The 22,894-nt window shown below is 72.2% G+C and carries 20 protein-coding genes; 10 read left to right on the plus strand and 10 right to left on the minus strand.

Annotated elements, in window-relative coordinates; translation table 11 throughout:
* Window positions 1-87: 87 nt before the first annotated feature.
* Entirely contained in the window at window positions 88-1,455 is a 1,368-nt protein-coding gene (locus tag F0L68_RS03590) for a family 2B encapsulin nanocompartment shell protein (protein ID WP_276313827.1), read from the minus strand.
* Window positions 1,456-1,980: 525 nt separating this feature from the next.
* Here F0L68_RS03590 and F0L68_RS03595 point away from each other — a divergent pair.
* Window positions 1,981-2,517 carry a GNAT family N-acetyltransferase gene (locus F0L68_RS03595; protein ID WP_188316366.1) on the plus strand — a complete coding sequence of 179 codons (537 nt, stop codon included), beginning with the start codon at window positions 1,981-1,983 and terminating at the stop codon, window positions 2,515-2,517.
* A gap of 85 nt (window positions 2,518-2,602) precedes the next feature.
* Here F0L68_RS03595 and F0L68_RS03600 read toward each other — a convergent pair whose 3' ends face one another.
* Window positions 2,603-3,430 (minus strand): M55 family metallopeptidase, encoded by an 828-nt coding sequence (locus tag F0L68_RS03600; protein ID WP_188316367.1) that lies wholly within the window; start codon window positions 3,428-3,430, stop codon window positions 2,603-2,605.
* A 94-nt stretch (window positions 3,431-3,524) separates the two neighbouring features.
* Here F0L68_RS03600 and F0L68_RS03605 point away from each other — a divergent pair, with 94 nt between their 5' ends.
* Genes F0L68_RS03605 through F0L68_RS03620 form a run of 4 tightly spaced genes read left to right on the plus strand, consistent with a single transcriptional unit; the run spans window position 3,525 to window position 8,857 of the window.
* Complete coding sequence (locus F0L68_RS03605) at window positions 3,525-5,348, plus strand: ABC transporter substrate-binding protein (RefSeq protein WP_438672241.1); 1,824 nt, start codon at window positions 3,525-3,527, stop codon at window positions 5,346-5,348.
* Window positions 5,345-6,370: an ABC transporter permease gene (locus F0L68_RS03610; RefSeq protein WP_149847960.1), complete on the plus strand. Its 1,026-nt coding sequence runs from the start codon at window positions 5,345-5,347 to the stop codon at window positions 6,368-6,370. The genes F0L68_RS03605 and F0L68_RS03610 overlap by 4 nt, the downstream gene beginning before the upstream one ends.
* Window positions 6,367-7,212 (plus strand): ABC transporter permease, encoded by an 846-nt coding sequence (locus F0L68_RS03615; protein ID WP_223198459.1) that lies wholly within the window; start codon window positions 6,367-6,369, stop codon window positions 7,210-7,212. The genes F0L68_RS03610 and F0L68_RS03615 overlap by 4 nt, the downstream gene beginning before the upstream one ends.
* 37 nt (window positions 7,213-7,249) lie before the next feature.
* Window positions 7,250-8,857, plus strand: coding sequence for a dipeptide ABC transporter ATP-binding protein (locus F0L68_RS03620; RefSeq protein ID WP_149847961.1), 1,608 nt, complete (start codon window positions 7,250-7,252; stop codon window positions 8,855-8,857).
* Here the strand turns inward: F0L68_RS03620 and F0L68_RS03625 are convergent.
* The gene (locus F0L68_RS03625; protein ID WP_149847962.1) at window positions 8,847-10,262 is read right to left on the minus strand and encodes an amidase; all 1,416 of its coding nucleotides are present in this window, start codon (window positions 10,260-10,262) and stop codon (window positions 8,847-8,849) included. The two genes, F0L68_RS03620 and F0L68_RS03625, sit on opposite strands and share 11 nt — an antisense overlap.
* A gap of 208 nt (window positions 10,263-10,470) precedes the next feature.
* Entirely contained in the window at window positions 10,471-10,890 is a 420-nt protein-coding gene (locus F0L68_RS03630) for a nuclear transport factor 2 family protein (RefSeq protein ID WP_149847963.1), read from the minus strand.
* A 136-nt stretch (window positions 10,891-11,026) separates the two neighbouring features.
* On the opposite strand from F0L68_RS03630, the gene F0L68_RS03635 reads away from it, so the two are divergent.
* A complete protein-coding gene (locus F0L68_RS03635; RefSeq protein WP_149847964.1) occupies window positions 11,027-11,692 on the plus strand; it encodes a TetR/AcrR family transcriptional regulator in 666 nt (221 codons plus the stop codon).
* Window positions 11,689-13,134 carry a carboxylesterase/lipase family protein gene (locus F0L68_RS03640; RefSeq protein WP_188316368.1) on the plus strand — a complete coding sequence of 482 codons (1,446 nt, stop codon included), beginning with the start codon at window positions 11,689-11,691 and terminating at the stop codon, window positions 13,132-13,134. Before F0L68_RS03635 ends, F0L68_RS03640 begins: the two co-directional genes overlap by 4 nt.
* A 223-nt stretch (window positions 13,135-13,357) precedes the next feature.
* Here the strand turns inward: F0L68_RS03640 and F0L68_RS03645 are convergent, their stop codons facing one another.
* Window positions 13,358-14,260: a helix-turn-helix domain-containing protein gene (locus F0L68_RS03645; RefSeq protein ID WP_149847965.1), complete on the minus strand. Its 903-nt coding sequence runs from the start codon at window positions 14,258-14,260 to the stop codon at window positions 13,358-13,360.
* A gap of 138 nt (window positions 14,261-14,398) precedes the next feature.
* On the opposite strand from F0L68_RS03645, the gene F0L68_RS03650 reads away from it, so the two are divergent.
* Together F0L68_RS03650 and F0L68_RS03655 are read left to right on the plus strand one after the other, a co-directional pair.
* On the plus strand, window positions 14,399-15,316 hold the full coding sequence (locus F0L68_RS03650; RefSeq protein ID WP_149847966.1) for an MBL fold metallo-hydrolase: 918 nt from the start codon (window positions 14,399-14,401) through the stop codon (window positions 15,314-15,316).
* Window positions 15,317-15,341: 25 nt separating this feature from the next.
* Window positions 15,342-16,679 (plus strand): carboxylesterase/lipase family protein, encoded by a 1,338-nt coding sequence (locus tag F0L68_RS03655; protein WP_149847967.1) that lies wholly within the window; start codon window positions 15,342-15,344, stop codon window positions 16,677-16,679.
* A gap of 2 nt (window positions 16,680-16,681) precedes the next feature.
* Here F0L68_RS03655 and F0L68_RS03660 read toward each other — a convergent pair whose 3' ends face one another.
* The 3 genes from F0L68_RS03660 to F0L68_RS03670 form a co-directional block, all read right to left on the minus strand.
* A complete protein-coding gene (locus F0L68_RS03660) occupies window positions 16,682-17,245 on the minus strand; it encodes a class I SAM-dependent methyltransferase (RefSeq protein ID WP_223198460.1) in 564 nt (187 codons plus the stop codon).
* Window positions 17,246-17,353: 108 nt separating this feature from the next.
* Complete coding sequence (locus tag F0L68_RS03665) at window positions 17,354-17,944, minus strand: pyridoxamine 5'-phosphate oxidase family protein (RefSeq protein WP_149847968.1); 591 nt, start codon at window positions 17,942-17,944, stop codon at window positions 17,354-17,356.
* 80 nt (window positions 17,945-18,024) lie between these two features.
* Entirely contained in the window at window positions 18,025-18,531 is a 507-nt protein-coding gene (locus tag F0L68_RS03670; RefSeq protein ID WP_149847969.1) for a MarR family winged helix-turn-helix transcriptional regulator, read from the minus strand.
* Window positions 18,532-18,639: 108 nt separating this feature from the next.
* Between F0L68_RS03670 and F0L68_RS03675 the strand changes: the two genes are divergently transcribed.
* Window positions 18,640-19,926, plus strand: coding sequence for an MFS transporter (locus F0L68_RS03675; protein WP_149847970.1), 1,287 nt, complete (start codon window positions 18,640-18,642; stop codon window positions 19,924-19,926).
* 54 nt (window positions 19,927-19,980) lie between these two features.
* On the opposite strand, the gene F0L68_RS43280 is transcribed toward F0L68_RS03675, so the two are convergent.
* Window positions 19,981-20,100, minus strand: a complete 120-nt coding sequence (locus F0L68_RS43280; RefSeq protein ID WP_223198461.1) for an ALQxL family class IV lanthipeptide — start codon at window positions 20,098-20,100, stop codon at window positions 19,981-19,983.
* 54 nt (window positions 20,101-20,154) lie between these two features.
* Complete coding sequence (gene lanL, locus F0L68_RS03680; protein ID WP_149847971.1) at window positions 20,155-22,881, minus strand: class IV lanthionine synthetase LanL; 2,727 nt, start codon at window positions 22,879-22,881, stop codon at window positions 20,155-20,157.
* Window positions 22,882-22,894 lie beyond the last annotated feature (13 nt).

The raw sequence follows: 22,894 nt of genomic DNA on the forward strand, positions 1-22,894 counted from the left end.
ACCCACACCACCCATCGCTGTCCATAGCGCTACCAAGGTTGTCGCCCACGCCGAACGTCACTTCGCGCCGGGGAGCCCGGCACCGGTCTAGTCGCCGCCGAGACCCAGCTCGACGTTCTCCAGCACGCCCAGCGCGTCGGGCACCAGGACGGCGGCCGAGTAGTAGGCGCTGACCAGGTAGGAGATGACCGCCTTCTCGTTGATGCCCATGAACCGCACCGACAGGCCCGGCTGGTACTCGTCGGGAATGCCCGTCTGGTGCAGGCCGACGACGCCCTGGTTCTGCTCACCGGTTCGGAGCAGCAGGATGGAGCTGACCCGGTGCCCGTTCAGCGGAATCTTGTTGCAGGGCAGGATCGGAATGCCGCGCCAGGCTGGCACCATATGTCCGTTTACGTCCACGCTAGTCGGATAAATGCCGCGCTGGTTGCACTCGCGGCCGAACGCGGCGATGGCCTGCGGGTGTGCCAGGAAATAGCTCGGGTCCTTCCACACCTTGCTGAGCAGCTCGTCCATGTCGTCGGGGGTGGGCGGCCCGCTGCGGGTGTGAATGCGCTGTCGCAGGTCGGCGTTGTGCAGCAACCCGAAATCGGGATTGTTGACCAGCTCGTGCTCCTGGCGCTCGCGCAGCGCCTCGATGGTCAGCCGCAACTGCTGCTCGGTCTGGTTCATCGGCTGGTTGTAGAGGTCCGCGACGCGGCTGTGCACCTGGAGCACGGTCTGCGCGACGCTGAGCTCGTACTCGCGCGGCGAGAGCTCGTAGTCCACGAACGTGCCGGGCAGCTCCGGCTCGCCCTCGTGGCCCGCGGCCATGTCGATGGCGACCTCGCCGTGCGGGTTCTGGTCGACCGCCGCGCTCGCCTGGTACAGCACGACCTGGCCGCGCAGCGACTCGGACTGGTTGGCCAGCTCCTCGAACGCCGACAGCGGCAGCGACAGCACGATGCACCTGGTGACCGCCTTGGCGGTGAAGTCCCAGTTGCCCCCGGTGTCGGCGAGCGCCTGGTCGCCGAAGTGGTTGCCGTCGGCGAGGACGCCGGCCACGGTCTGGTCGCCGTACTTGCCGGTGGTGATCTTGTTGATCTTGCCGTGCGCGATCAGGTACACCGCGTCGATGGGGCTGCCGGCCTCCACGATCGACTCGCCGGCCGAGACCTGCTGCTGCTGGAACCGGTCGGCCAGCGCGGTGAGGACCTCGCGGTCCTCGTACCCCTTGAGCACCGGCAGTTCCGCGAGCGTCGGCGGCACCACCCGCACCTCGTCGCCGACGTTGGAGAAGATGAGCCGACCGCTGCCCTGCGTGTAGCTCAGCCTGCGGTTGACCCGGTACGCGCCGCCGGCCGCCTGCACCCACGGCAGGATCCGCAGCAGCCACCGCGAGGTGATGCCCTGCATCTGCGGCACGGACTTGGTCGTGGTGGCCAGGTTCCGCGCCGCCGCGGTACCCAGGCTCAACTGCTGCTGCCCATTGTCAACGCCAAGGGCGGAATCCACCGACTCCGTCACAACACACCGCCAATCCGAATGTGAATTTCAATCGGGAGAATACGGACAGCTGTAGCCGCCGCACGGCACTCGACCGCGCGTTTACGGTGAGATTGAGTCGGCACTGCCGAGTTTCGCCGGCAGCCTGGCGCTCCGGCGAATGAATCCAACTTTGGGTAAAATAGTCGATCTGTTTGCCGACAAGAGCGAGGCTAGCACTGCCCCAGAAGGCCGCCTAGTCACCCGAAAGCGTTGGCCCGACAGGTCGCGGGAATGGCCGAATCCGGATCCGCCGACTCACTCGTTCGGCCGCATTAACTAACACCTGAAGTAGTCGAGTGAAAAACGTTCACCCATCGCGACCAGTGCATTCAGGCACCCGTGCCGAGCACTGTGCGGTGGCCCCTGCCATTTTTCGCTCGCCGCCGCAATGCACAGTGCAGGCGTGCGCTAAAACCGGTTGCGGCCGCGGCCGCCGGCCAGGATCGTCCATCCGTGCTGACCGGAGAGCTTGTGACACTGCGCCCGCTCGAGCCAGAGGACTACCCGACGCTGGCCCGCTTCGCCAACGACGTCGAGATCGCGCTCCTGGTCGGCGGCCGGCCGCCGACACCGGACGCCCTGCCGTCGGTCGTCGCGCTCTACGAGGGGCGCCGCGAGGACCCGCACACGCTCGGCTTCGCGATCATCGCCAACAACGACCCCGGCAGGCTGATCGGGCAGTGCGCGCTGTTCAACCAGCACCAGGTGGCCAGGACCGCCGAACTCGGCATCCTGATCGGCGACCGGGACTACTGGGGACGCGGCTGCGGCACCGAGGCCGTGTCGCTGCTCGCGGACTACGGCTTCCGCCTGCGCAACCTGCACAAGGTGCACCTGAGCGTGAACGCCACCAACCCGCGCGCGATCCGCGCCTACCAGAAGGCCGGCTTCACCGAGGAGGGCCGCCGCCGCAAGCACCTGTGGAACGACGGCGAGTATGTCGACCTGGTGCTGATGGGCCGCCTGCGCGACGACCCGCCGCCGGCGTGACGGCGGCGCAGGGGCCGACGCGGCCGGTGCCGGTGCGGATCGCCTTCCGGCTCGGGCTGGCCGCGCGCCGGCAGCCCCGGCGGCCTCAGCCGTAGATGCCCTCCACGGCCCCCGCGGCGATGGCGGTGACGACCTTGAACGCCTTCATCGCCTCGGTCATGGTGGCCGCGTCGAAGCCGACCCGGCGCGGCCCGAGCTGCTCGACCGTGGGCACCACCGCGGCGGCCTGCGCGAGGTGCGTCGCGTCGAACTCCACCTCGATGCGGTGCGCGGCCGGCGCCGGGTCCCGCCGGCCGGCCAGCGCCATCGCGGCGTTGGCCGCCTCGGCGATCTGCTCGGCGGTGCGTCGCGGCGGCGTGCAGATCGCCGCGTACCGGCTCACGCACTCCTTCACCGCGACCAGCTTCGCCGCCGGCGCGTAGTCGGCGGCGTCCACGCAGGTCCGGTCGTCGCCGGTCACCAGCAGCACCGGCACGCCGTGCTCGGCGGCCACCGCCGCGTTGAGCCTGCCCTCGCTGGCGGGCACCCCGTCCAGCCACACCCCGGTGATGGAGTTCTCCAGGTAGGTGTGGGCGAGCACGCCGTCCTCGCCCGCGCCCGCGTGGTAGCCGAGGAACACCACGCCGTCGACGCCGCTGTCCACGCCCTGCATCATCGACAGCGGCTTGTGCCGACCGGTCAGCATCCTCGCGCGCGCGTCGAGGTCCTCCAGCAGCAGGTTGCGCTGCGCGGAGTGCGCCTCGTTGACCAGCACGTCGGTCGCGCCGCCGTCGAACACCCCGGCGACGCACGCGTTGACGTCGCCGGTGAACAGCCGCCGGAACCGTTGCCACTGCTCGGTTCCCGGCACCACGTCACTGGTCCAGGTGACGCCGGTGGCGCCTTCCATGTCGGCCGAGATCATGATCCGCACGGGGTCTACGTTACGGCCTGGTGGCAACCTCGGGTACTCGTTGACTTGTCCCACCATTCAGTGGTTACTTCTTGACGTCTCTGTGAGGAACGGGGTGGTCACTGTGCGGATTTCTCGTTGGCGGCTCGGCTTGACGCTTGGCGCGCTGCTCGTCGCGGTGGGGCTGGCGGCGCCGGCCGTCACGACGGCCGCGCCGACGGCGGCGGCCCAGGGCGGCACGGTCCTGAGGGTCGCGCTGACCAAACAGGTCGACTCGGTGAACCCGTTCCTGTCGATCACCCAGGCTGGCACCGAACTTGGCCGGTTGATGTACGAGTTCCTGACCACCTACGACGCCAAGGACCAGCACCCGGTGCCGGCCCTTGCGGAGAAGTGGGAGACCAGCCAGGACAAGCTGACCTGGACCTACACGATCCGGTCGGGGGTCAGGTGGTCCGACGGGCAGCCGCTGACGGCCAAGGACGTCGCGTTCACCTTCAACCTGATGCTGACCAACGACGTGGCGCGCACCGCCAACGGCAACTTCGTCGCCAACTTCGACTCGGTGTCCGCGCCCGACGACCGGACCGTGGTGATCAGGACGAAGACGCCGCAGGCCACGATGCTCGCGCTGGACGTCCCGATCGTGCCGGAGCACGTCTGGTCCAAGGTCACCGACATCGCCGGCTACACCAACGACACCACACCTGTGGTGGGCAACGGGCCGTTCGTGCTCACCGAGTACCGCGCCAACGAGTCCATCCGGTTCAAGGCCAACAAGGACTACTGGCGCGGCGCCCCGCACTACGACGAGCTCGACTTCGTCATCTACAAGAACGCCGACGCGGCGACCCAGGCGCTGATCAAGGGCGAGGTCGATCTGATCAACCGGCTCGGGCCCGGCCAGTACGACTCGCTGAAGAACGCCGCGAACGTGACGCTGAACCCCGCCAAGGGCCGGCGCTTCAACGAACTGCTGTTCAACCCCGGCGCGGCCACCAGCACCGGCGTGCCCATCGGCGACGGCAACCCGGCGCTGCGCGACGTCAAGGTCCGCCAGGCCCTGGCCAAGGCGTTCAACCTCAAGGACATCGTGTCGAAGGTGGCAGGCGGCTACGCCGAACCGGGCGGCGGCCTGATCCCACCAGTGTTCGTCAGCTACCACTGGCAGCCCGACGCGAGCCAGGCCCGCTCCTTCGACCCCGCCGCCGCCAACCGCGAGCTCGACGCGGCCGGCTACCCCAGGGGTGCCGGCGGCATCCGGCAAGGCCCCGACGGCAAGCCGCTGACCCTGCGACTGCTCGGCCACAACGGCACCGCCTTCGACGAGCAGACCGCGCCCTACATCAAGCAGTGGCTCAGCGACGTCGGCGTCGACGTCACCGTGCAGCTGGTCTCCGACAGCCAGGTCAACGAGATCACCAGCGGCGGCAAGTACGACCTCGCGTTCAGCGGCTGGGGCGCCAACCCCGACCCCGACTACATCCTGTCGCTGCACACCTGCTCCCAGCGCCCCAACGCCGACGGCAAGGGCGGCACCACCGACTCGTTCCTGTGCGACCCGCAGTACGACGCGCTCTACACCCAGCAGCTCGCCGAGTTCGACCAGGCCAAGCGGGCCGAGCTGGTCAAGCAGGCGCAGCAGCGGTTCTACGACCTGGCCGTCGGCGTCGTGCTCGACTACGACAACTCGCTGGAGGCCTACCGCAAGGACCGGTTCGCCGACTTCCAGGTGCAGCCCGACCCCGGCGGCGTGATCATGGCCCAGAACGGCTACTGGGGTTACTACAGCGCCCGGCCCGTCGCGGGCGCCGCCAGCAGCGGCGGCGGCAACGCCGGCCCGGTGATCGGCATCGCGGCAGGCGCGGTCGTCGTGCTGGCCGTGCTCGCGTTCCTGTTCGCCCGGCGGCGGCGCGCCACCTCGGCGGAGCGCGAGTGACCGCCGCGCTGGTCACCGCCGAGGAACCACCGGCCCCACCGCAGGGCCGGCCCGGCGGCGGCACCCTGCGCTACGTCGCCGGCAAGCTCGGCGGCGCGGCCGTCAGCCTGCTGTCGGTGGTGGTGCTCGGCTTCGTGCTGTTCCGCGTGGTCTACCCCGGCGACCCGGTGCTGGCCATGACGCACAACCGGCCGGCCACCGCGGCGCAGCAGGACGAGCTGCGGGCCAGACTCGGCCTGGACAGGTCGGTGCCGCACCAGTTCCTCGACTACGTGCGGGGCCTGCTGCACGGCGACATGGGCACGTCCTACACGTTCAGCCGGCCGGTCACCGACAAGATCCTGGAGAGCCTCGGGCCGACGCTGCTGCTGGTGGGCACCGCCACGGTGCTTGCCACGATCCTCGGGCTGTGGCTGGGCATCCGGGGCGCGTGGCGGCGGGGCAGCCGGTTCGACCGGACCTCCACCGGCATCGCGCTGACGCTGTGGTCGGCGCCCACGTTCTGGCTCGGCATGCTGCTGCTCATCGCCACCGGGCAGCTGTTCCCCAGCGGCGGCATCCGCTACCCCGACACACCGCCGGACTTCCTCTCCCAGGCCGTCGACGTCGCCCACCACCTCGTGCTGCCCTGCGTGACCCTGATCGCGGTGATCTACGCGCAGTACCTGCTGGTGATGCGGTCCTCGCTGCTGGAGGAGATGAACGCCGACTACCTGACCACCGCGCGCGCCAAGGGGCTGCGCGACGACCTGGTGCGCCGCCGGCACGCGGTGCCCAACGCGCTGCTGCCGGCCATGACGCTGGTGTTCCTGCAACTCGGCCTGGTCGTGTCGGGGGCGATCACCGTGGAGACGGTGTTCTCCTGGCCCGGCCTCGGCCTGCTCACATACGAGGCGCTGGAGGCGCCCGACCTGCCGCTGCTGCAAGGGCTGCTGGTGGTGTTCGGCGGCGCGGTCATCGTGATGAACCTGCTCGCCGACCTGCTCTACCGGGTCCTCGACCCCAGGGTGCGTGCGTCGTGAAGGCCTTCTGGCGGGAGTTCGTCCGCAACCGCAGCGGCGTCGCCGGGCTCGCCGTGCTCGCGTTGATGGTGGCGCTGGCGCTGCTGGCCCCGGTGCTCACCGACCGGGTCGGCCTCGACGTCACCAGGGCGCAGTTCCCGCGCTGGCAGCCGCCGGCAGCGGACTACTGGCTGGGCACCGACCACACGGGACGGTCCGTGCTGTTGCAGACCTGGTGGGGCGCCAGGGTTTCGCTCACGGTCGGGGTGGCCGCGACGCTGCTGTCGGTCGGGGTCGGCTCGGTGGTCGGGCTGGCCGCAGCGCACTTCGGCGGCTGGCTGTCCGGGCTGCTGATGCGGGTCACCGACTTCTTCCTCGCGCTGCCCGCGCTGGTGCTGGCGATCTGCCTGTCCACCGTGCTGCCGAGGGGGATCGGCACGATCGTGCTGGCGATCGGCGCGACCGCGTGGCCGGCCACCGCGCGGCTGGTGCGGGCCCAAACCCTCGCCGTGGAGGCCCGCCCCTACATCGAGCGCGCCAAGGTGCTCGGCGGCGGCCACCTGCACATCATCGGCCGGCACGTGCTGCCCGGCGTGTTCCCGCTGGTGCTGGTGAACACGACGCTGACCGTGGCCAGCGCGATCATTGCCGAGTCGACGCTGTCCTTCCTCGGGCTCGGCGACCCCGGCTTGGTGTCGTGGGGCTCGATGCTGCACGAGGCCACGCTGCACGGCGCGGTGTCCCAGGGCGCCTGGTGGTTCCTGTTGCCGCCGGGGCTCGGCATCGTGCTGGTGGTGCTGGCGTTCACGCTGTGCGGCAGGGCGCTGGAGACCGTGCTCAACCCGAGGCTGCGTGTCTCGTGAGGCGGGGGCGGACCGACGATATCGCGGGGGAGCGGCCATGACCGCGTTGTTGGAGCTGCGGGACCTCAGCGTCCAGTACCGCACGGAGCGGGGCGAGGTGCCGGCCGTGCGCGGAGTGGACCTGACGCTGGCCGCCGGGCAGACGCTCGGCCTCGCCGGGGAGTCGGGCTGCGGCAAGTCCACGCTGGCGATGGCCGTGCTGCGGCTGCTGCCGAAGTCGGCGCGGATCGGCGGCGAGGTGCTGCTGGACGGCGAGGACGTGGCCACCATGTCCTGGGGACGGCTGCGGGCGGTGCGCTGGGCGCAGGCGTCGGTGGTGTTCCAGGGCGCGATGCACGCGCTCAACCCGGTGCGCCGCATCGGCGAGCAGATCGCCGAGCCGATCACCGTGCACGCCGAGGCCGGGCACGAGCCGTCGCGGACCGTGCTGCGCCGCAGAGTGGCCGAGTTGCTCGAACAGGTGGAGCTGCCGGCGTCGCGGGCGGATGCGTACCCGCACGAGCTGTCCGGCGGGCAGAAGCAGCGGGTGATGATCGCGATGGCGCTGGCCTGCGAGCCGAGGCTGATCATCGCCGACGAGCCGACCACCGCGCTGGACGTCATCGTGCAGGCGCAGGTCCTCGACGTGCTCGGCAGGCTGGTGGCGGACAACGGCCTCGGCCTGATGATGATCAGCCACGACCTGTCGGTGCTGGCGGCCACGTGCGAGCGGATCGCCGTGATGTACGAGGGCAGGATCGTCGAGCAGGGGCCATCGCGGGAACTGATGGGCGCCCCGAAACACCCGCACAGCAAGGCGTTGGCCGCCGCGTTCCCCGTGGTCGGCGACCCCGAGTTCCGGCTGACGCCGCAGGACGCGGCCGGCGACGGCGGCACGCTGCTGCGCACCGAGGGCCTGCGGGTCGACTTCCCCGACCGCGCGGGCGGCACCACCCACGCGGTGGCCGGGGTGGACCTTGAGGTGCGCGAGGAGGAGATCGTCGCCCTGGTCGGGCAGTCCGGCTCCGGCAAGACCACGTTGGCGCGCACCCTGCTCGGGCTCCAGCAGCCCACCGGCGGCCGGGTGCTGTTCGACGGCGAGCCGCTGCCTGCCGGCGGCCGCGCCCTGCGGGCCTACCGGCGGCAGGCGCAGCTGGTGCTCCAGGACCCGACCAGCGCGCTGAACCCGAGACACACCGTGTACCAGGCGGTCGCGGAGGGGCTGCGCATCCACCGGGTGCCCGGCGACGAGCGGGAACTGGTCGCCGACGCGTTGGCCAAGGCCGAACTGCGGCCGCCGGAGCAGTTTTTCCCGGTGCTGCCGCACGAGCTGTCCGGCGGCCAGCGCCAGCGCGTGGTGATCGCGGGCGCGCTGGCGCTTGGCCCCCGGCTGCTGGTCGCCGACGAGCCGGTGGCGTCGCTGGACGCCTCGGTGCGCGGCGAGATCCTGGCGCTGCTGCTGCGGTTGCGGGCGGAACTCGGCCTCGCGACCCTGGTGATCACGCACGACATCGGCCTCGCCTGGAACATCGCCGACCGGGTCGCGGTGATGTACCACGGGAAGCTCGTCGAGGTCGGCCCGGTGGAGCAGGTGCTGCTCGCGCCGACCCATCCCTACACGAAACGGCTGTTGGCCGCGGTGCCTCGGGGCGCGGTCACCGGTTAGTGCGCGGGTCGATCGGCGTCAGGACGCCAAGCCGGCTCTCGATCGCGGCGGCGGCCTCGAGGCACAGGTCCTCCCGGTACATCCCGCCGATGACCTGCACGCCGAGCGGGAGCCCGTCGGCGACCCCGACGGGCACGGCGACGGCGGGCACGCCGACGAAGGTGCTCGCCCGGCACAGCCGCACGGTCCCCATCGTCGCGGCGTTGGCCTCGACGTCGCTGTGCATGGTGGCTGGTGGGGCCGGCGGCTGCGTGGAGACCGGCCCCAGCAGCAGCGGGATGTCCGCGAAGAATCGCGCCCAGTCGCGCTGGATGCCCAGCCTGCGCGCGGTGAGCCCGAGGTACTCCGCAAGGCCGACCGGCGGGTACTGCCGCATGGAGAACTCCACGTGCCGCCGGCTTTCCTCGGTGAGCAGGCCGCTGACCATCGGCCAGACCAGGCTGAACTCGGTGTAGATCAGGCCGGTGTAGCCGTCGACGGCGTCCTGGAGCCGGGGGACCTCGACCTCCTCGACCAGGTAGCCGGCGTCCCGCAGCGCGTCGGCCGCGGCCTCGACCCCGGCGAGCACGTGCGGGTGCGTGCCGTGCCCGCCGGGATCGGCCGCCACGCCAACGCGGATCGGGTGGGGGAGCGGCGGCCCCTCCAGCGGGACCGGAACCGCGCGCGGGTCCTGCGGGTCGGGACCGGCCAGGACCCGGTGCACGAGCGCGAGGTCGGCGACCGTGCGCGCCAGCGGGCCGTCGACGGGGAACAGCTGGGAGGACAGCGTCGGGTCCTGGTCGCCGAGCCGGTGGTCCGCCGCGAACCTGCCGTAGCTCGGTTTCAGCCCGGCCACGCCGTTGAAGGCGGCCGGCACCCGCACCGATCCGCCGGAGTCGTTGCCGAGGCCGAGCGGCGTCATGCCGGTGGCGACCGCGACCCCGTCGCCGCCGCTGGTCCCGCCGGGCGTCCTGGCGGGATCCCACGGGTTGCGGGTGTCGCCGTGCAGGGTGCTGACGGTGTGCATGCCGCCCATCGTCAGATCGGGCATGTTGGTGCGGCCGATGGGGATGGCTCCGGCGCGGCGCAGCCTGCGCACCGGCGGGGCGTCCTCGGCGGCCACCAGGTCGCGGAACCTGGGCACGCCGAGGGTGGTGGCCGAGCCGGCCACGTGGATGTTGTCCTTCACGGTGACCGGCACGCCGGCCAGCGGCCCGAGCACCTCGCCGGCCGCGCGGCGGCGGTCGATGTCGCGCGCGGCCAGGCGGGCGCTGTCGGCCAGGACGGCCGTGACCGCGTTGGCCACGGGGTTCACCTCCTCGATGCGCGCCAGGTGCGCGTTGAGGACCTCCATCGCGCCCGCCTCGCCGCGCGCGATGGCCGAGGCCAGCGCCGTCGCGCTCAGTTGCCACAGTTCCGTGCCCATGTCCGACCTCCAGGTCGCCGCGTCGCCGCGACACGCCAAATACGATCTTGTCTACAGATACACTTCCGTATCTGAAAACGCAATCGAGCCAGGCAGGAGTGCGAACCTCCCGGTTCCTGGCCTGCGGCCGACGACCTTCTTCCTTGCGTACGGGCGTGTCATGGTGGCCGGTGGACGTCGGGGGCGCGGAGGGCAGCGACGCCGTCCGTCAACCGCGACCGGGGTATGTCTTGACTGCGGTGGCCTGGGACCACACCACTTGCCATCGGCCGTCGATGTTCTCGTAGGTGTCGGTGTGCCAGTAGGTGGAACGAGGTACCTGATGACCCTCGACGACGACGTCGAGGGCGGCCTGGTACCGGACGACGGCGGCGGCGCCGTGGACGCGGACGTGAATGGGTCCGGGATCCCACTCCAGGTAGTTCATGCGTCCGGTCGCGATCGCCCCGAGATAGTCGTCCCTCGACAGCGCGGCCCCGACGGGCGTGATGAGCTGGAAGTCCGGCGCGTGCAGTTCGGCGGCGCCGGCGATGTCGCCGGCGACGAGCGCGCGGAGTCGGGCTCGCTCGACTGCGCGGATGTGGTCGGCGACGGCGTGGTCACCTCGAGTGTCACCGGTGGGCGTCATGCGGCTTCCCTCCTGGGTCGTGGGCGTGAACTGCTGGCGACGCCGAGAGTCCTCCGCCTCGTGATGTAGACAATCTGACGACATCCGTCCGCCTAGACATCTTGACGCAATCTGTCCAGCCTGACAATGTGCGGGCATGACCGACGAGCGGAGCGACCACATCCTCGACGCCGCGCTGCCAGTGTTCGGCCACTACGGCTACGGCAAGACGACCATGCAGGACATCGCCCGCGCGGCAGGCATGTCCCGAGCCGCCCTCTACCTGCACTTCGCCACCAAGGAAGAGCTCTTCCGGGCAGGAACCCGCCGAGCCCATGCCCGGGCGCTCGACCAGGTCGACGCGGTCCTGGCGGCACCGGGCGACGTGGTCACGCGGGTCAGCACGGCCATGTCCACCTACTTCGGCGGGCTGATGGCGCAGATCTCCTCGACTGCGCACGGCGGGGAGCTGCGCGACGCCAGCCTCACGGTCACCGGCGACATCGTCGGCGACGCCCACACGGCGCTGATTTCCCGGCTCGCCGCGGCACTGGAGGAGGCCGCGGCGGCCGGCGAGGTGTGGTTGTCGGTCCTCGACGCGACCGCCGAGGACCTCGCGCGTCTGCTGCTGGCGACCGCGGACGGACTGGCGAAGGCAAACCCCGACCCGCAGGTCTGGCGCGAGCAGCGAGCCCTGTTCTTCCGCCTGGTGAGCGCGGCGATCACCACGCCTGAGGGCACCAGCCCGCCGCCACCGCGACCACCAGCACGCCGCCGAAGCACCTCGACGGTGTCTGCCGCCGCGCGGAGGGCAGAGCGGTGACCGATCCTGTGGTGTCGACACGACTGGGCCGGGTCCGTGGACGCGCCGTTGGCGGCGTCTCGGTGTTCACAGGCGTCCCGTACGCGGCCGCACCGGAAGGGGCGCTGCGGTTCAGGCCGCCAGCCCCGGTGCAGGCCTGGGACGGTATCCGTGACTGCGGGGACTTCGGCAGCGCCGCACCCCAGTCCGCCCCCGCCCCGGGTGCGCCACCGGCGTGGCGGCCCGGCGACGGACTGGACTGCCTGACGCTGACCGTGTGGAGCCCCGAGCTCGGCGCGGCCGGGCTGCCGGTGATGGTGTGGATCCACGGCGGGCTGTGGAAACACGGCGCGGCGGCCATGCCCCAGTACGACGCCACCGCGCTGGCCGGCTCCGGCGTCGTGGTGGTCACCCTCAACTACCGGGTCGGGTTCGAGGGCTTCGGTCACCTTCCCGGTGTCCCGGACAACCGGGGCCTGCGCGATCAGATCGCGGCCCTGCGGTGGGTCCAGTCCAACATCGCCGCCTTCGGCGGTGACCCCGCGAACGTGACGGTGTTCGGCCAGTCCGCCGGCGCCGCCTCCACCGTCCTGCTGACGGCCACGCCGGCCACCACCGGGCTGTTCCGCCGGGCCATCGCCCAGAGCGTCCCCGCCGGGTGCCGAACCCAAGGCGAGGCCGCGGCCGTGACCACGACGATCGCCCACGCCGCCGGCGTGGCGGCCACCTGGGACGGGTTCGCGGCGCTGCCGCCGGAGGCGATCCTGGCCGTGCAGGACGCGCCGCTGCGCGGCCGAGACGCCGGCTTCACCGCCTTCGCGCCCGTCATCGACGGCGACCTGGTCACCGGACCGGTCCAGACGGTGTTGGCCGCCGGCACCGGCCGCGACATCGACCTGATCTGCGGATTCACGCACGAGGAGTACCGCGGCCAGGGCGCACCGCCTCCGCCGGACGTCGACCTGGCGACCGTCGCCACCATCCTCGGTCTGGCACCGGAGGCGGCCGAGGCCTACCGGCGGGCCCACCCCGGCGCCGACGACGCCGCGGTGTTCACCGTGATGCTGTCCGACGCCCTGGTCCGGATGCCGACCATCCAGGTTGCCCAGGCACACGCCGCCGCGGGCGGGCGCACGTGGCTGTATGACCTGGCCTGGTCCAGCCCGCAGCTCGGGGCCGGCCACGGGCTGGACATCCCGTTGATCTTCGGCACCGTCACCACGCGGTTCGCGACACGGTTTCTCGGCACACCGCCACCGCCCGGACTCGACTCGCTGTCCGAGCAGATCCGCGGCGCCTGGACCAGCTTCGCCACCACCGGGGACCCCGGCTGGCCGCCATTCGACCCCACCCACCACCGAACCCGAGTCTGGGATCTCCCGCCCCGCGACGCCGACGACCCACTCGCCGACTCCCGCCGCATCTGGCGCGACATGCAGGCCGCGGCAGAGACCGCGAGCTGATCGTGGAAGGCGGCACCCGCAACTTCCTGTCGAAGCCGGGCACGCGCACCACCGCGCCGTCGGGCCGGTGGACATGGCACCAGTACCGGCCGGAGACGCCCCTGGTGAACACCACCTTGGGGAGAGCCGCCCGCCGGGCCGGTGACCGCACCCGGCCGATCCTGGCCGCGCATGCCAAGGCGGGCAACAGGATTGCCGCACGCCCTGGCCTCGCCGCCCACGCCTACCGGGACGCCCACTCCGGACCGCGGACGTTGTCCGCGTGGGGCGCCCGGCCGCCGCTCGTCTGCCGGAGCAGCGCGAGAGCTTCCTCGGAGGCGGACCCGGCGGGGGTCGTGCACACGATCAGCGCCTGTTCCGGTGATCGGGCGACCGCCAGCGTCTGCTGCGTCACGGTCACCGTGCCGACGACGGGATGGTGCAGTTCGTAGGACGCGGCGTCGCAGGGCGCCACGCGGTGGTCTCCCCAGAGCGCGACGAACTCCGGGCTCTTCATCGTCAGCTCGCCGATCAGCTCCGCGAGCAGTGGGTCCTGCGGGTGCCTGCCGACGGTGATCCGCAGGTTGCCGACCACCGCGCGGGCCTTGCGCTTCCAGTCCGTGTACAGCTCCCGGCAGTGCGGGTCGAGGAACAGCATCCGGCTCAGGTTCGGCCGCTCCGCAGGGTTGTCCGGGCTGGCGAAGTCCAGGTGACCGGCCAGCAGGGCGTGCCCGAGGGTGTTCCACGCCAACGCGTCCGTACGCCGGCCGAGCACCAGCGCCGGGACGCCGTCGACGGCGCGCAGGAGGTCGCGCGTCTCGTCGGCGAGCCGCTCGGGCCGAGGGCGGCGCACCCTGGGCGCGCGGCGGGCGGCGTCGGCGAGCCGGTCGAGGTGCTCCCGCTCGTGGTCGTCGAGCAGCAGGGCGCGGGCGATCGCGTCGAGCACCTCGATCGAGGCCCCTCGGGACAGGCCCTGTTCCAGTCGCGTGTAGTAGGAGACGCTGACGCCCGCCAGCTGCGCCAGTTCCTCGCGCCGGAGCCCGGCCACCCGCCTGCGGGGCCCGAAGTCGCGCAGGCCGACGTCCTCCGGTCGCAGCCGCGTCCGCCGGGCCTGGAGGAAGTCGCCGAGTGGGCCGGGTCCGTTCATACCCCAGTATCCGGCGGCACGACCCGCTCCCCGCCACTCCCTGTGAGGGGTAGGACAACGCGGGAGTGGTTCGTCCGCGTCCGCGTGTCCAGGCTCGGTCCTGTTCGACCACACGACCCGAACCCGAGGACGGACCGCATGACGCAGCACCCCGAACAGATCACCCTTGGCGACGTCACCGTCACCCGCGTCAAGGAGTTCCACGGCTCGGTCGAGCTGACCCCGGAGCAGTTCTTCCCGGACAGCCCCGACGGCTCGTGGGACGAGCACCGCGGCTGGCTGGCGCCCGACTTCTGGAACCCGGAGACCGACGAGTGCCACTCGGTGACCCAGTCCTGGCTGCTGCGCAGCGAAGGGCGCACGATCCTCGTCGACACCGGCGTTGGCAACCACAAGGACCGGCCCTACGCGCCGGTGTGGAGCCGCATGGACACCGAGTACCTCGACAACCTCGCCGCGGCCGGGGTGCGGCCCGAGGACGTCGACATCGTGGTCAACACGCACCTGCACATCGACCACGTCGGCTGGAACACCCGCCTCGACGGCCGCAACTGGGTGCCGACCTTCCCGAACGCGACGTACCTGATGACGCGGCGGGACTTCGAGTTCTGGAACCCGGCCAACGAGAACACGACCGTGTTGGGCCGAGGCAACCAGAACGTCTTCGAGGACAGCGTCACGCCGGTCCACCAGGCCGGGCTGACGCACCTGTGGGACGGGTCCTACCGGATCGACGGGAACCTGCGCCTCGACCTCGCACCCGGGCACACCCCCGGCTCGTCCGTGCTCACCCTGGAGTCCGGCGGCGACCGAGCCCTGTTCGTCGGGGATCTCGTGCACACCGCGCTACAGATCGTGGAGCCGGAGACCAACTCCTGCTTCTGCGAGGACCCGGTCGAGTCCAGGGCCACCCGGCACAAGCTGCTCGGCCACGCCGCCGAGCACAACGCGCTTGTCTTCCCCGCGCACTTCGCGGGCCAGGGCGCAGTCGAGGTCGAGCGCGACGGGTCGAAGTTCGCGATCAAGGGGTGGGCGGGCTTCTCCCGCATCTCCTGACATCCACGGAAAGGACGCGTTTCCCGTGACCCAGTATGCGAACCCGGTCGTCGACACCCCGGCGGGCGCCGTGCGCGGCGTCCGCGACGACGCCGGCGAGCTCTACCGCGCCATCCCCTACGCGGCGGCACCGATCGGCGCCGGCCGTTTCGCCCCGCCCGCGCCGCACCCCGGCTGGCCCGGCGTCCGCGACGGCACGCGGCCCTCGCCGACGGCGCCCCAGCCCACCCGCGACTTCGGCCGGCTGGACATGACTCCCTACTTCGGACCGGGCTGGGTGCGGGGCGAGGAGTACCTGACCGTCGACGTCCGCACGCCGGCGGCCGACCATCGCCGGCGCCCCGTCATGGTCTTCGTGCACGGCGGCGGATTCGTCACCGGCTCGACCCGCGCCGCGCTCTACGACGGCAGCGCGTTCGCCCGCGACGGCGTCGTCCTCGTGACGGTGAACTACCGCGTCGGCATCCCCGGCTTCCTCGACCTGGACGGCGCTCCGGCCAACCGTGGGCTGCTCGACGTGCTGGCCGCGCTGGGCTGGGTGCGCGACACGGTCGCGGTGTTCGGCGGTGACCCGAACAGGGTCACGATCTTCGGCCAGTCCGCGGGCGCCACGCTCACCGGCGCGCTGCTCGCGACGCCGGGGGCCAAGGGCCTGTTCCGGCGGGCGATCATCCAGAGCGGCAGCGGCACCGGCGCCTTCACCCCGGAACAGGCGCGGCGGGTCACCGCGGCGGCGGCCGTCGCGCTGGGCGTCGCACCGACCGCCCGGGCGTTCGCGGAGATCCCGGACGAGTGCTTCCTGGAGATCCTGCCCGCGCTGGCCGGCCTCGACCTGCGCACCAGCACCGCCACGGACCCGTTGGTCGGGCTCAGCCCGTTCGGCCTGGTCCTGCCGGTCCAGCCCGCCGACGGCCTAGTCGACGGCCCGGCAGGGGACGTCGACCTGCTGATCGGCACCAACGCCGAGGAGGGGCGCCTTTACCTCGTGCCGCAGGGAAAGCTGGAGTCCGCCACGGAGGCCAACGCGCTCGGGCAGGCCCTGTTCGGGGCCGGTACGGCGCGCATGGCGCAGGCCCACGCGCGAGTCTCGGGCGGCCGCACGCACGTCTACTCCTTCGAGCACCGCTCGACGGCCCTGGACGGGCGACTCGGCGCCGCCCACACCGTCGAGCTGCCGTTCGTCTTCGACCTCGCCGACAGGCCTTGGCTGCACGGAGAAACGGGCCTGCTCGGCCCCGACCCCGCCCCGCCCGGCCTCGCCGCCAGGGTGCACGCCGCCTGGGTCGCGTTCGCCAGCACCGGAGACCCCGGCTGGGCCGCGTACGACCCGCAACGACCCGTGGCGGAGATCCTCGGCGGCTGAGCTCAGGCCCGTCGGCGGAACCGGAACCACTGGGGGCTGGTCCGGTTCATCGGCCACCCCAGGCCCGAGGTGGCAGCCGGCTCGACCGCCACCAGCTCCCAGTCCGGAAACGCGGCCTCGACCTCGTCCCGACTAGTGCCGCCCACAAGGGAACGGAGCCGGGTCGGGCCGAACGCGAGCATCAGCAACGTGGCGTCCGGCTCGGCGAGGGCCGTGACACCGCGACCGACGGCCTGTCGCTGCTCGGCGTCGAAGCCCTGGAAGCAACCGATATCGAGGAAGAAGTCGAAGGTTCCCAGGTTGGCCGCCGGGAGGTCCGTCACGTCGCCTTGGACGTAGGTGACTCCCGCGTCGCCCCGGGCCCTGGCCGCCTCGATCGCGGCGGGCACGTAGTCGATGCCAACGGCCTCCCACCCTCGCCGGGCGAGTTCCGGCGTGAACTGGCCGCGCCCGCACCCGAGATCGAGCGCCCGGCCGAGCGGTCGTGGGCGGTCGACCTCCTCGCGGTCGAGCACCGTCGAGATGCTGTCGCGTGCCGCTTCCCCGTACGACTCCCAGGGCGTCATTCCGAAGCGATACATCCGAGCGTAGTTCGGCATGTGGGCGACCTTCCGCCATCCATGATCAGGATCGGCAAGGGTGAATTGGACGTGGATGTCGTGCTGGCACAACGGTCAGGACATTGCGGGCCGGGGCGGCAGGGGCAGCGGGATCGCGGGCAGGCCGTCGATGCTGGCGACGTTGTACGGCTTGCGCGCGCAGTACTCGGCGAACTCCTCCTCCGTCTTGCGGTTGAAGTTGTCCGTGTGCAGCATGCGGTCCTCGCGGTAGTCCATCAGCGGCACCGCCCACCCGCAGGTGTCGCTGACCAGCTTGGCGGTCACCACGACGATTCCGCGTAGGCCGCCGGCGTCGGCGGCCTCGCCGAAGCGGGCCACCAGGTCGGGGAAGCGCGGGTCGTCGCGGAACACGGGCTCGCCGACGCTGTGTACCCGCACGATGTTGGGCGGTCCGTCGAAGGCGCACCACATCAGCGTGATGCGGCCGTTCTCGCGCAGGTGCGCGGTGGTCTCGGCGTGGCTGCCGCCGAAGTCCAGGTACGCGACGGTCCGGTCGTCGAGGACCACCCACGTGCCTCTGCGGCCCTTGGGAGAGATGTTGACGTGTCCGTCACCGGCCAGCGGCGCGGTCGCCACGAAGAAGACCTGCTGGTCCTCGATGAACGCCCGCAGCCGGCCATCGATCCGCTCGTAGATCTTTCCCATGTCCGCATTGTCTGCCCGGCGGCCGCGATTGCCGAGAGTTTTCCCGTTTCCCGGATGAGGCGGTCATCACTGGTCGGTGATCACTGGTCGGTCGACGCCGCCAGCAGCACGCGCAGCGCGTCGTCGAGCGCGGCGGTCTGCTCGGGGGTCAGCGCGGCGACGGCCGCCGCCTGCACGTCGAGCCCGGCCACGACGGCCTCGTCGATGACCTCGAGGCCGTGCCCGGTGAGCTGGACGCGCAGCGCCCTGCGGTCGGTCGGGTCGGGCACGCGCTCGACCAGGCCGGCCCGCTCCAGCTTGTCCAGCCGTCCGGTCATGCCGCCGGTGGTGAGCATCAGGCGGGTGGACAGCTGGCTGGGGGACAGGTCGTGGTCCTCGCCCGCCCTGCGCAGGGTGGCCAGCACGTCGAACTCGCCGCGGCTGAGGCCGAAGCGGGCGTAGGTCCGGTCCATCCGGTCGCCCATCAGGCGGGTAATGCGGTAGATCCGGCCGAAGACGGCCATCGGCACGGTGTCCAGTTCGGGGCGCTCGACGTTCCACTGCTCGGTGATGAGGTCGACGTGGTCGCGGTCCTGGCTCGCGGTCATGACTCTCAGTATCCTCCCGAACTCACTTTCTGAAAAGTTGCTTGCCACAAAGCAGCTTACTGCTAAGTTACCGGCGACTGAGCTAAGAACGGATCGCCGGAGGGCACCATGACCACCACCCGAACCGGGCCGACCAAGCCCACCCGGTTCCCCGGCGAGCGGTCGATGCTCGCCGGGATCCTGATCGACTCCATGGGCACCGGCATGTACGTGCCCTTCACGCTGCTGTTCCTCGACCGGGTCACCCACCTGCCGCTCGCCGCGATCGGCGCGGTGCTCACCATCGCGGGCCTCGCCGGCATGGCGTCGCTGCCGCTGAGCGGATGGGCGATCGACCGGTTCGGCGCGCGCCGGATGCTGTTCGTCGGCTACACCGTGCGCGGCCTCGGCTTCGCCGCCTACCCGCTGGCCACCTCGATGCCCGTCTTCGTCGTCATCGCCGTGCTCACGGCGGTCAGCGCCAGCGCGGCCCCCGCCGTCCAGCAGGCCCTGACCGGCGAGCTGACCTCGGGCGGCGACCGGGACCGCTTCCTCACCCTCGGGCGCGCGTGGCGCAACGGCGGGCTCGGCGCTGGCGGCCTGCTCGCCGGGCTGATCATCGCGGTCGCCGGCGATTCGGGGTTCCTGATCGCCGGGTGGCTCAACGCGGCGAGCTTCCTCGGCGCGGCCGTGCTGATGCACCGCATCCCGCGCGGCGCCGCGCCGACGAGGAGCGTGGCCAAGCCCATCGGCTACCGCGAGGTGCTGCGGGACCGCCCGTTCCTCGGCCTGACCGCCGCGAACTTCCTGGTGTCGATGGGCTACTCGGCGCTGTCGGTGCTGCTGCCGGTGTACGCGGTGCTCTCGCTCGGCGCGCCGCCGTGGCTGATCGGCGTGCTGTTCGGGGTCAACACCGCGCTGTGCGCGTTCGCCGGGGTCCCGGTCGGGCGGCTCGCGCAGCGGCACGGCCGGCGCACCAGGGTCGCGGCGCTCGGCGCGGCCGTGTTCGGCGCGTCGTTCCTCGGGTTCGCGCTGCTCGGCGTGCTGCACCCGGGCACGCCGTGGGTGGCCGCCGCGGCGCTGCTGGTGCTGACCGCCGGCTACACCGTCGGCGAGCTGCTGCACAGCCCGCCCGCCGGCGCCCTGTCGGTGGCCGCGGCGCCGGAGCTGGCCAGGGGCCGGTACCTGGCCACCTACCAGCTGTCCTGGTCACTGTCCACCGCGGTCGCCCCGTCCCTGCTGACCGGGCTGCTCGCGGTCGACGACAGGCTGCCGTGGCTGGCGCTCGCCGTGCTCGTGCCCGCGGGCGGCGCGCTGCTGATCGCGCTGGAACGGCGGCTGCCGGCCGACGCGGTGTCGCCGGAGGGATCGCCGAAGGCCAAGCGCGCGGCCGCCGCAGAGCTGGCGGCGGCCTGACTGGGGGTGATGCGCTGCGCCGAGGGGCAGCCCTCGGCGCAGCGCGTCGCGTCATCAGCAGATGGTGCCGGTGCCGCTGATCCAGGTGCAGCTCCAGTTCGAGCACATGGCGGCGCCGAGCTCCGGCTCCTCACCACCGGGCAGCAGCTCCAGGGCGTCCAGGTCGGTCTCCATGGCAATCACTTCCTTTCGGTTGAACCAATCCCTCGGCGGGCGCCGAGGGCGGATCTAGGGGAGCCACCGGCGGCGGCCGCCGTGCTCGAGCCGCAGCAGCAGCGCTAGCACGCCGGACAGCCCGGTGGAGTAGTCGGCCACGACGTCGATGCCCGACTCGTCCGGCACGACCATCAGGTCGCCGCGTAGCACGGTGCGCGCCACGATCTGGTCGGTCAGGTCCTCGGCCCAGTCCCGGAACCGGGGCTCGCCGAACAGGTCCGCGAGGTCGAGCAGGTACTCGGCGTTGCCGGCGAGGCCGTGGCAGACCGCGACCGGGTCGGACCGCCTGCCTCGGTGCACGGCGACGGCCGCCTGCTCGGCCAGGTCCCGGAACTCCTGCCGGCCGGTGGCCACCGCCAGCCTCGCCACGAAGGTGCCCACACCCGAGGAACCGTTGCACCAGTAGCGCATCGCCTCCGGCGGCCCCGAGTTCGGCCTGCGGTCGGTGCGCCAGGTCGCCGCGCCGCCGGCCAGCGTCGCACCGGCCGCGAGCGTGTGGCCGGCCTCCTCGGCGACGGCGAGGCACTCGGCGTCGCCGGTCGCGTCGGCGGCGGCCAGCAGGAACGCCCCGACGCCCGCGACGCCGTGCGCGAAGCCGTAGTGCTCCACCCCGGCGAGACCGGAGTCGAAGTCGGCCGGGATCGGCCAGAACACGCCGTCCTCGTGCCGCACCGCCGCCTTCAGCAGCTGGTCGGCCACCGCCCGCACCCGGTCGAGGAAGCGCGGCTCGCCGGTCGCGCGCCACAGGTGGGCTGCGGCCAGGCCCGCGCCGGCGATGCCGTGGCAGACATCGGGATTGGGCCAGTCCGTCGGCAACGCGCAGGCCAGGTCGGCCGCCCGCGCCGCCAGCGCGGGGTCGGCCAGCACCCCGGCCGCGTCGTGCAGCGCCCACGCGGTGCCCGAGCGGCCGAAGTACAGGCCGGGCAGCGCGCTGGACGGCCTGTCGAGGTGGTCGGCGGTCCAGTCGGCCGTGGCCAGGACCGCGTCGAGCAGGTCGGGGCGGGGCCGGTGCCGCTGGGCGTCGGCGAGCACCGCGAGCACCCCGGCCGAGCCGTGTTGGATGGAGCAGGGCTCGTTGGTCTCGCCGTACTTCGAGGACCGCCACAGCCGCTCGGCCGTCGGATTCATCGTGCGCACCAGGAACGTCAGGCCGTCCTCGAGCACCCTGGCGCGGTCGGCAGCGGTTCGCCGGTCCCGGCGGGCGGGCGGCGGCGGGGCCGGTGTCGCGTCGTCGAGGGTGTCGAGGAAGTCGACGACCCGGTCGAGCGTCCACCGTTGGTCGGCGGCGTCCCTGGTCAGCCCGAGCAGGACCGGTTCAAACAGCGCCAGCACCGGGTCTTCGTCGCCGAGCAGCCGCACGAGGGCGGCGTTGCGGTCCTGCACCGGGCGCGGGGTGGGGTAGTCCTCGCCGTAGCTGGGCGCCGTGCCGGTCAGGGCGTAGACGAGCGTGGCGCCCAACGCGAACAGGTCGACCGCGAACCCTGGTGTCGGCCCGACGCCGGGGGCCGCGACGAGTTCCGGGGCCGCGTAGCCCGCGGTGACCCCGGTGATCCAGCGCGTGCCAGGGGCGGCGGCGACCTCAAGGTCGATCAGCACGAACCGGCGCTGCGGGGTCACCATCACGTTGTTGGGGTTGAAGTCCCCGAGGGTGACGCCGACGCGGTGGGCGGTGGCCACCAGGTCGACGAGCGCGCGGGCGGTGGCCAGGGCGTCGGCGAGGCCGTCGTGGGCGCGGCCGGTCGCCGCCAGCCGGTCGACGATCACCTGGCGCAGCGACGCGCCCGGCACGGACTCCTGCGCGAGCAGCGCGCTGTCCTGCTGTTCGAACAGCGCGACGACGGCGGGCGTCACGCCGGTGCCGGCGAAGCGTTCCAGCATGGCGGCCTCGTGCCGGACGACGTCGCGGGCGTCGGTGCCGTCCAGGCCTGCCCCGACGTGTCGGCGGCCCTGCTTGACCACGACCTCCTGGCCCGTCGTGGTGTCCACGCCCCGGTAGACGCCGCCCTTGTTGGCGTGCTGGATGGCCTCGCGGATGACGAACCGGTCGCCGAGCAGCACCGGCTTGGCCGTGCCCCTGGTGCGCGGCGGCGTCGCGGCGCGCTCGGGGAACGGGTCGCCCGCCCAGGGCGGCGGGCTGAACCAGGCGTTGCGTTCGTCGGCGAGCGGCGTGCCGTCCGGCGCGCGCAGCCGCGACTCGATGGTGCCGTCGTTGGTCAGCGCGGCCTTCGCCCAGAACACGCCGTAGCGGTAGGAGACCAGGCTGCCAGGCAGGTACCTGCGGTCCGACAGCACGCCGGGCCCCGGCAGGCCGACGGTGGCCTGGTGCAGGTCCTCGGCGACGGCGCGCAGCTGCTCGTCGTCGCGGGGGTAGACGGTGATGAACTTGCCGCCGCTGCCGCGCGGGGCGCGGGTGGAGACCAGTTCGGCGACGCGGTCGAGGGTGGCGGCGAACTTGAACGCGCAGCGGTGCCGGACCAGCGCGTGCGCCGCCCTGGCCAAGACCAGCGGCGCGGACAGCGGGGTGGCCGAGACGTGCAGCTTCCAGCCCTGGTCGCGGCGGGGCTCGTCGGCGGGCAGCAGGTAGCACCAGAAGCCCTCGGACCTGATCTCCCACGTCCCGGCGTCGCGCGCCACCTCGGCCCGAGCGAGGTCGGTCAGCAGCGCGCCGTCCTCGGGGCGGCCAAGCGAGCGCCGGCGGATCGCCAGCGACCCCACGTCTGACCCCAGGTCCCGCACCATGTCGCCCCCTCGT

It is taken from the genome of Solihabitans fulvus (assembly GCF_008386585.1).
GTDB classification, from domain to species: domain Bacteria; phylum Actinomycetota; class Actinomycetes; order Mycobacteriales; family Pseudonocardiaceae; genus Solihabitans; species Solihabitans fulvus.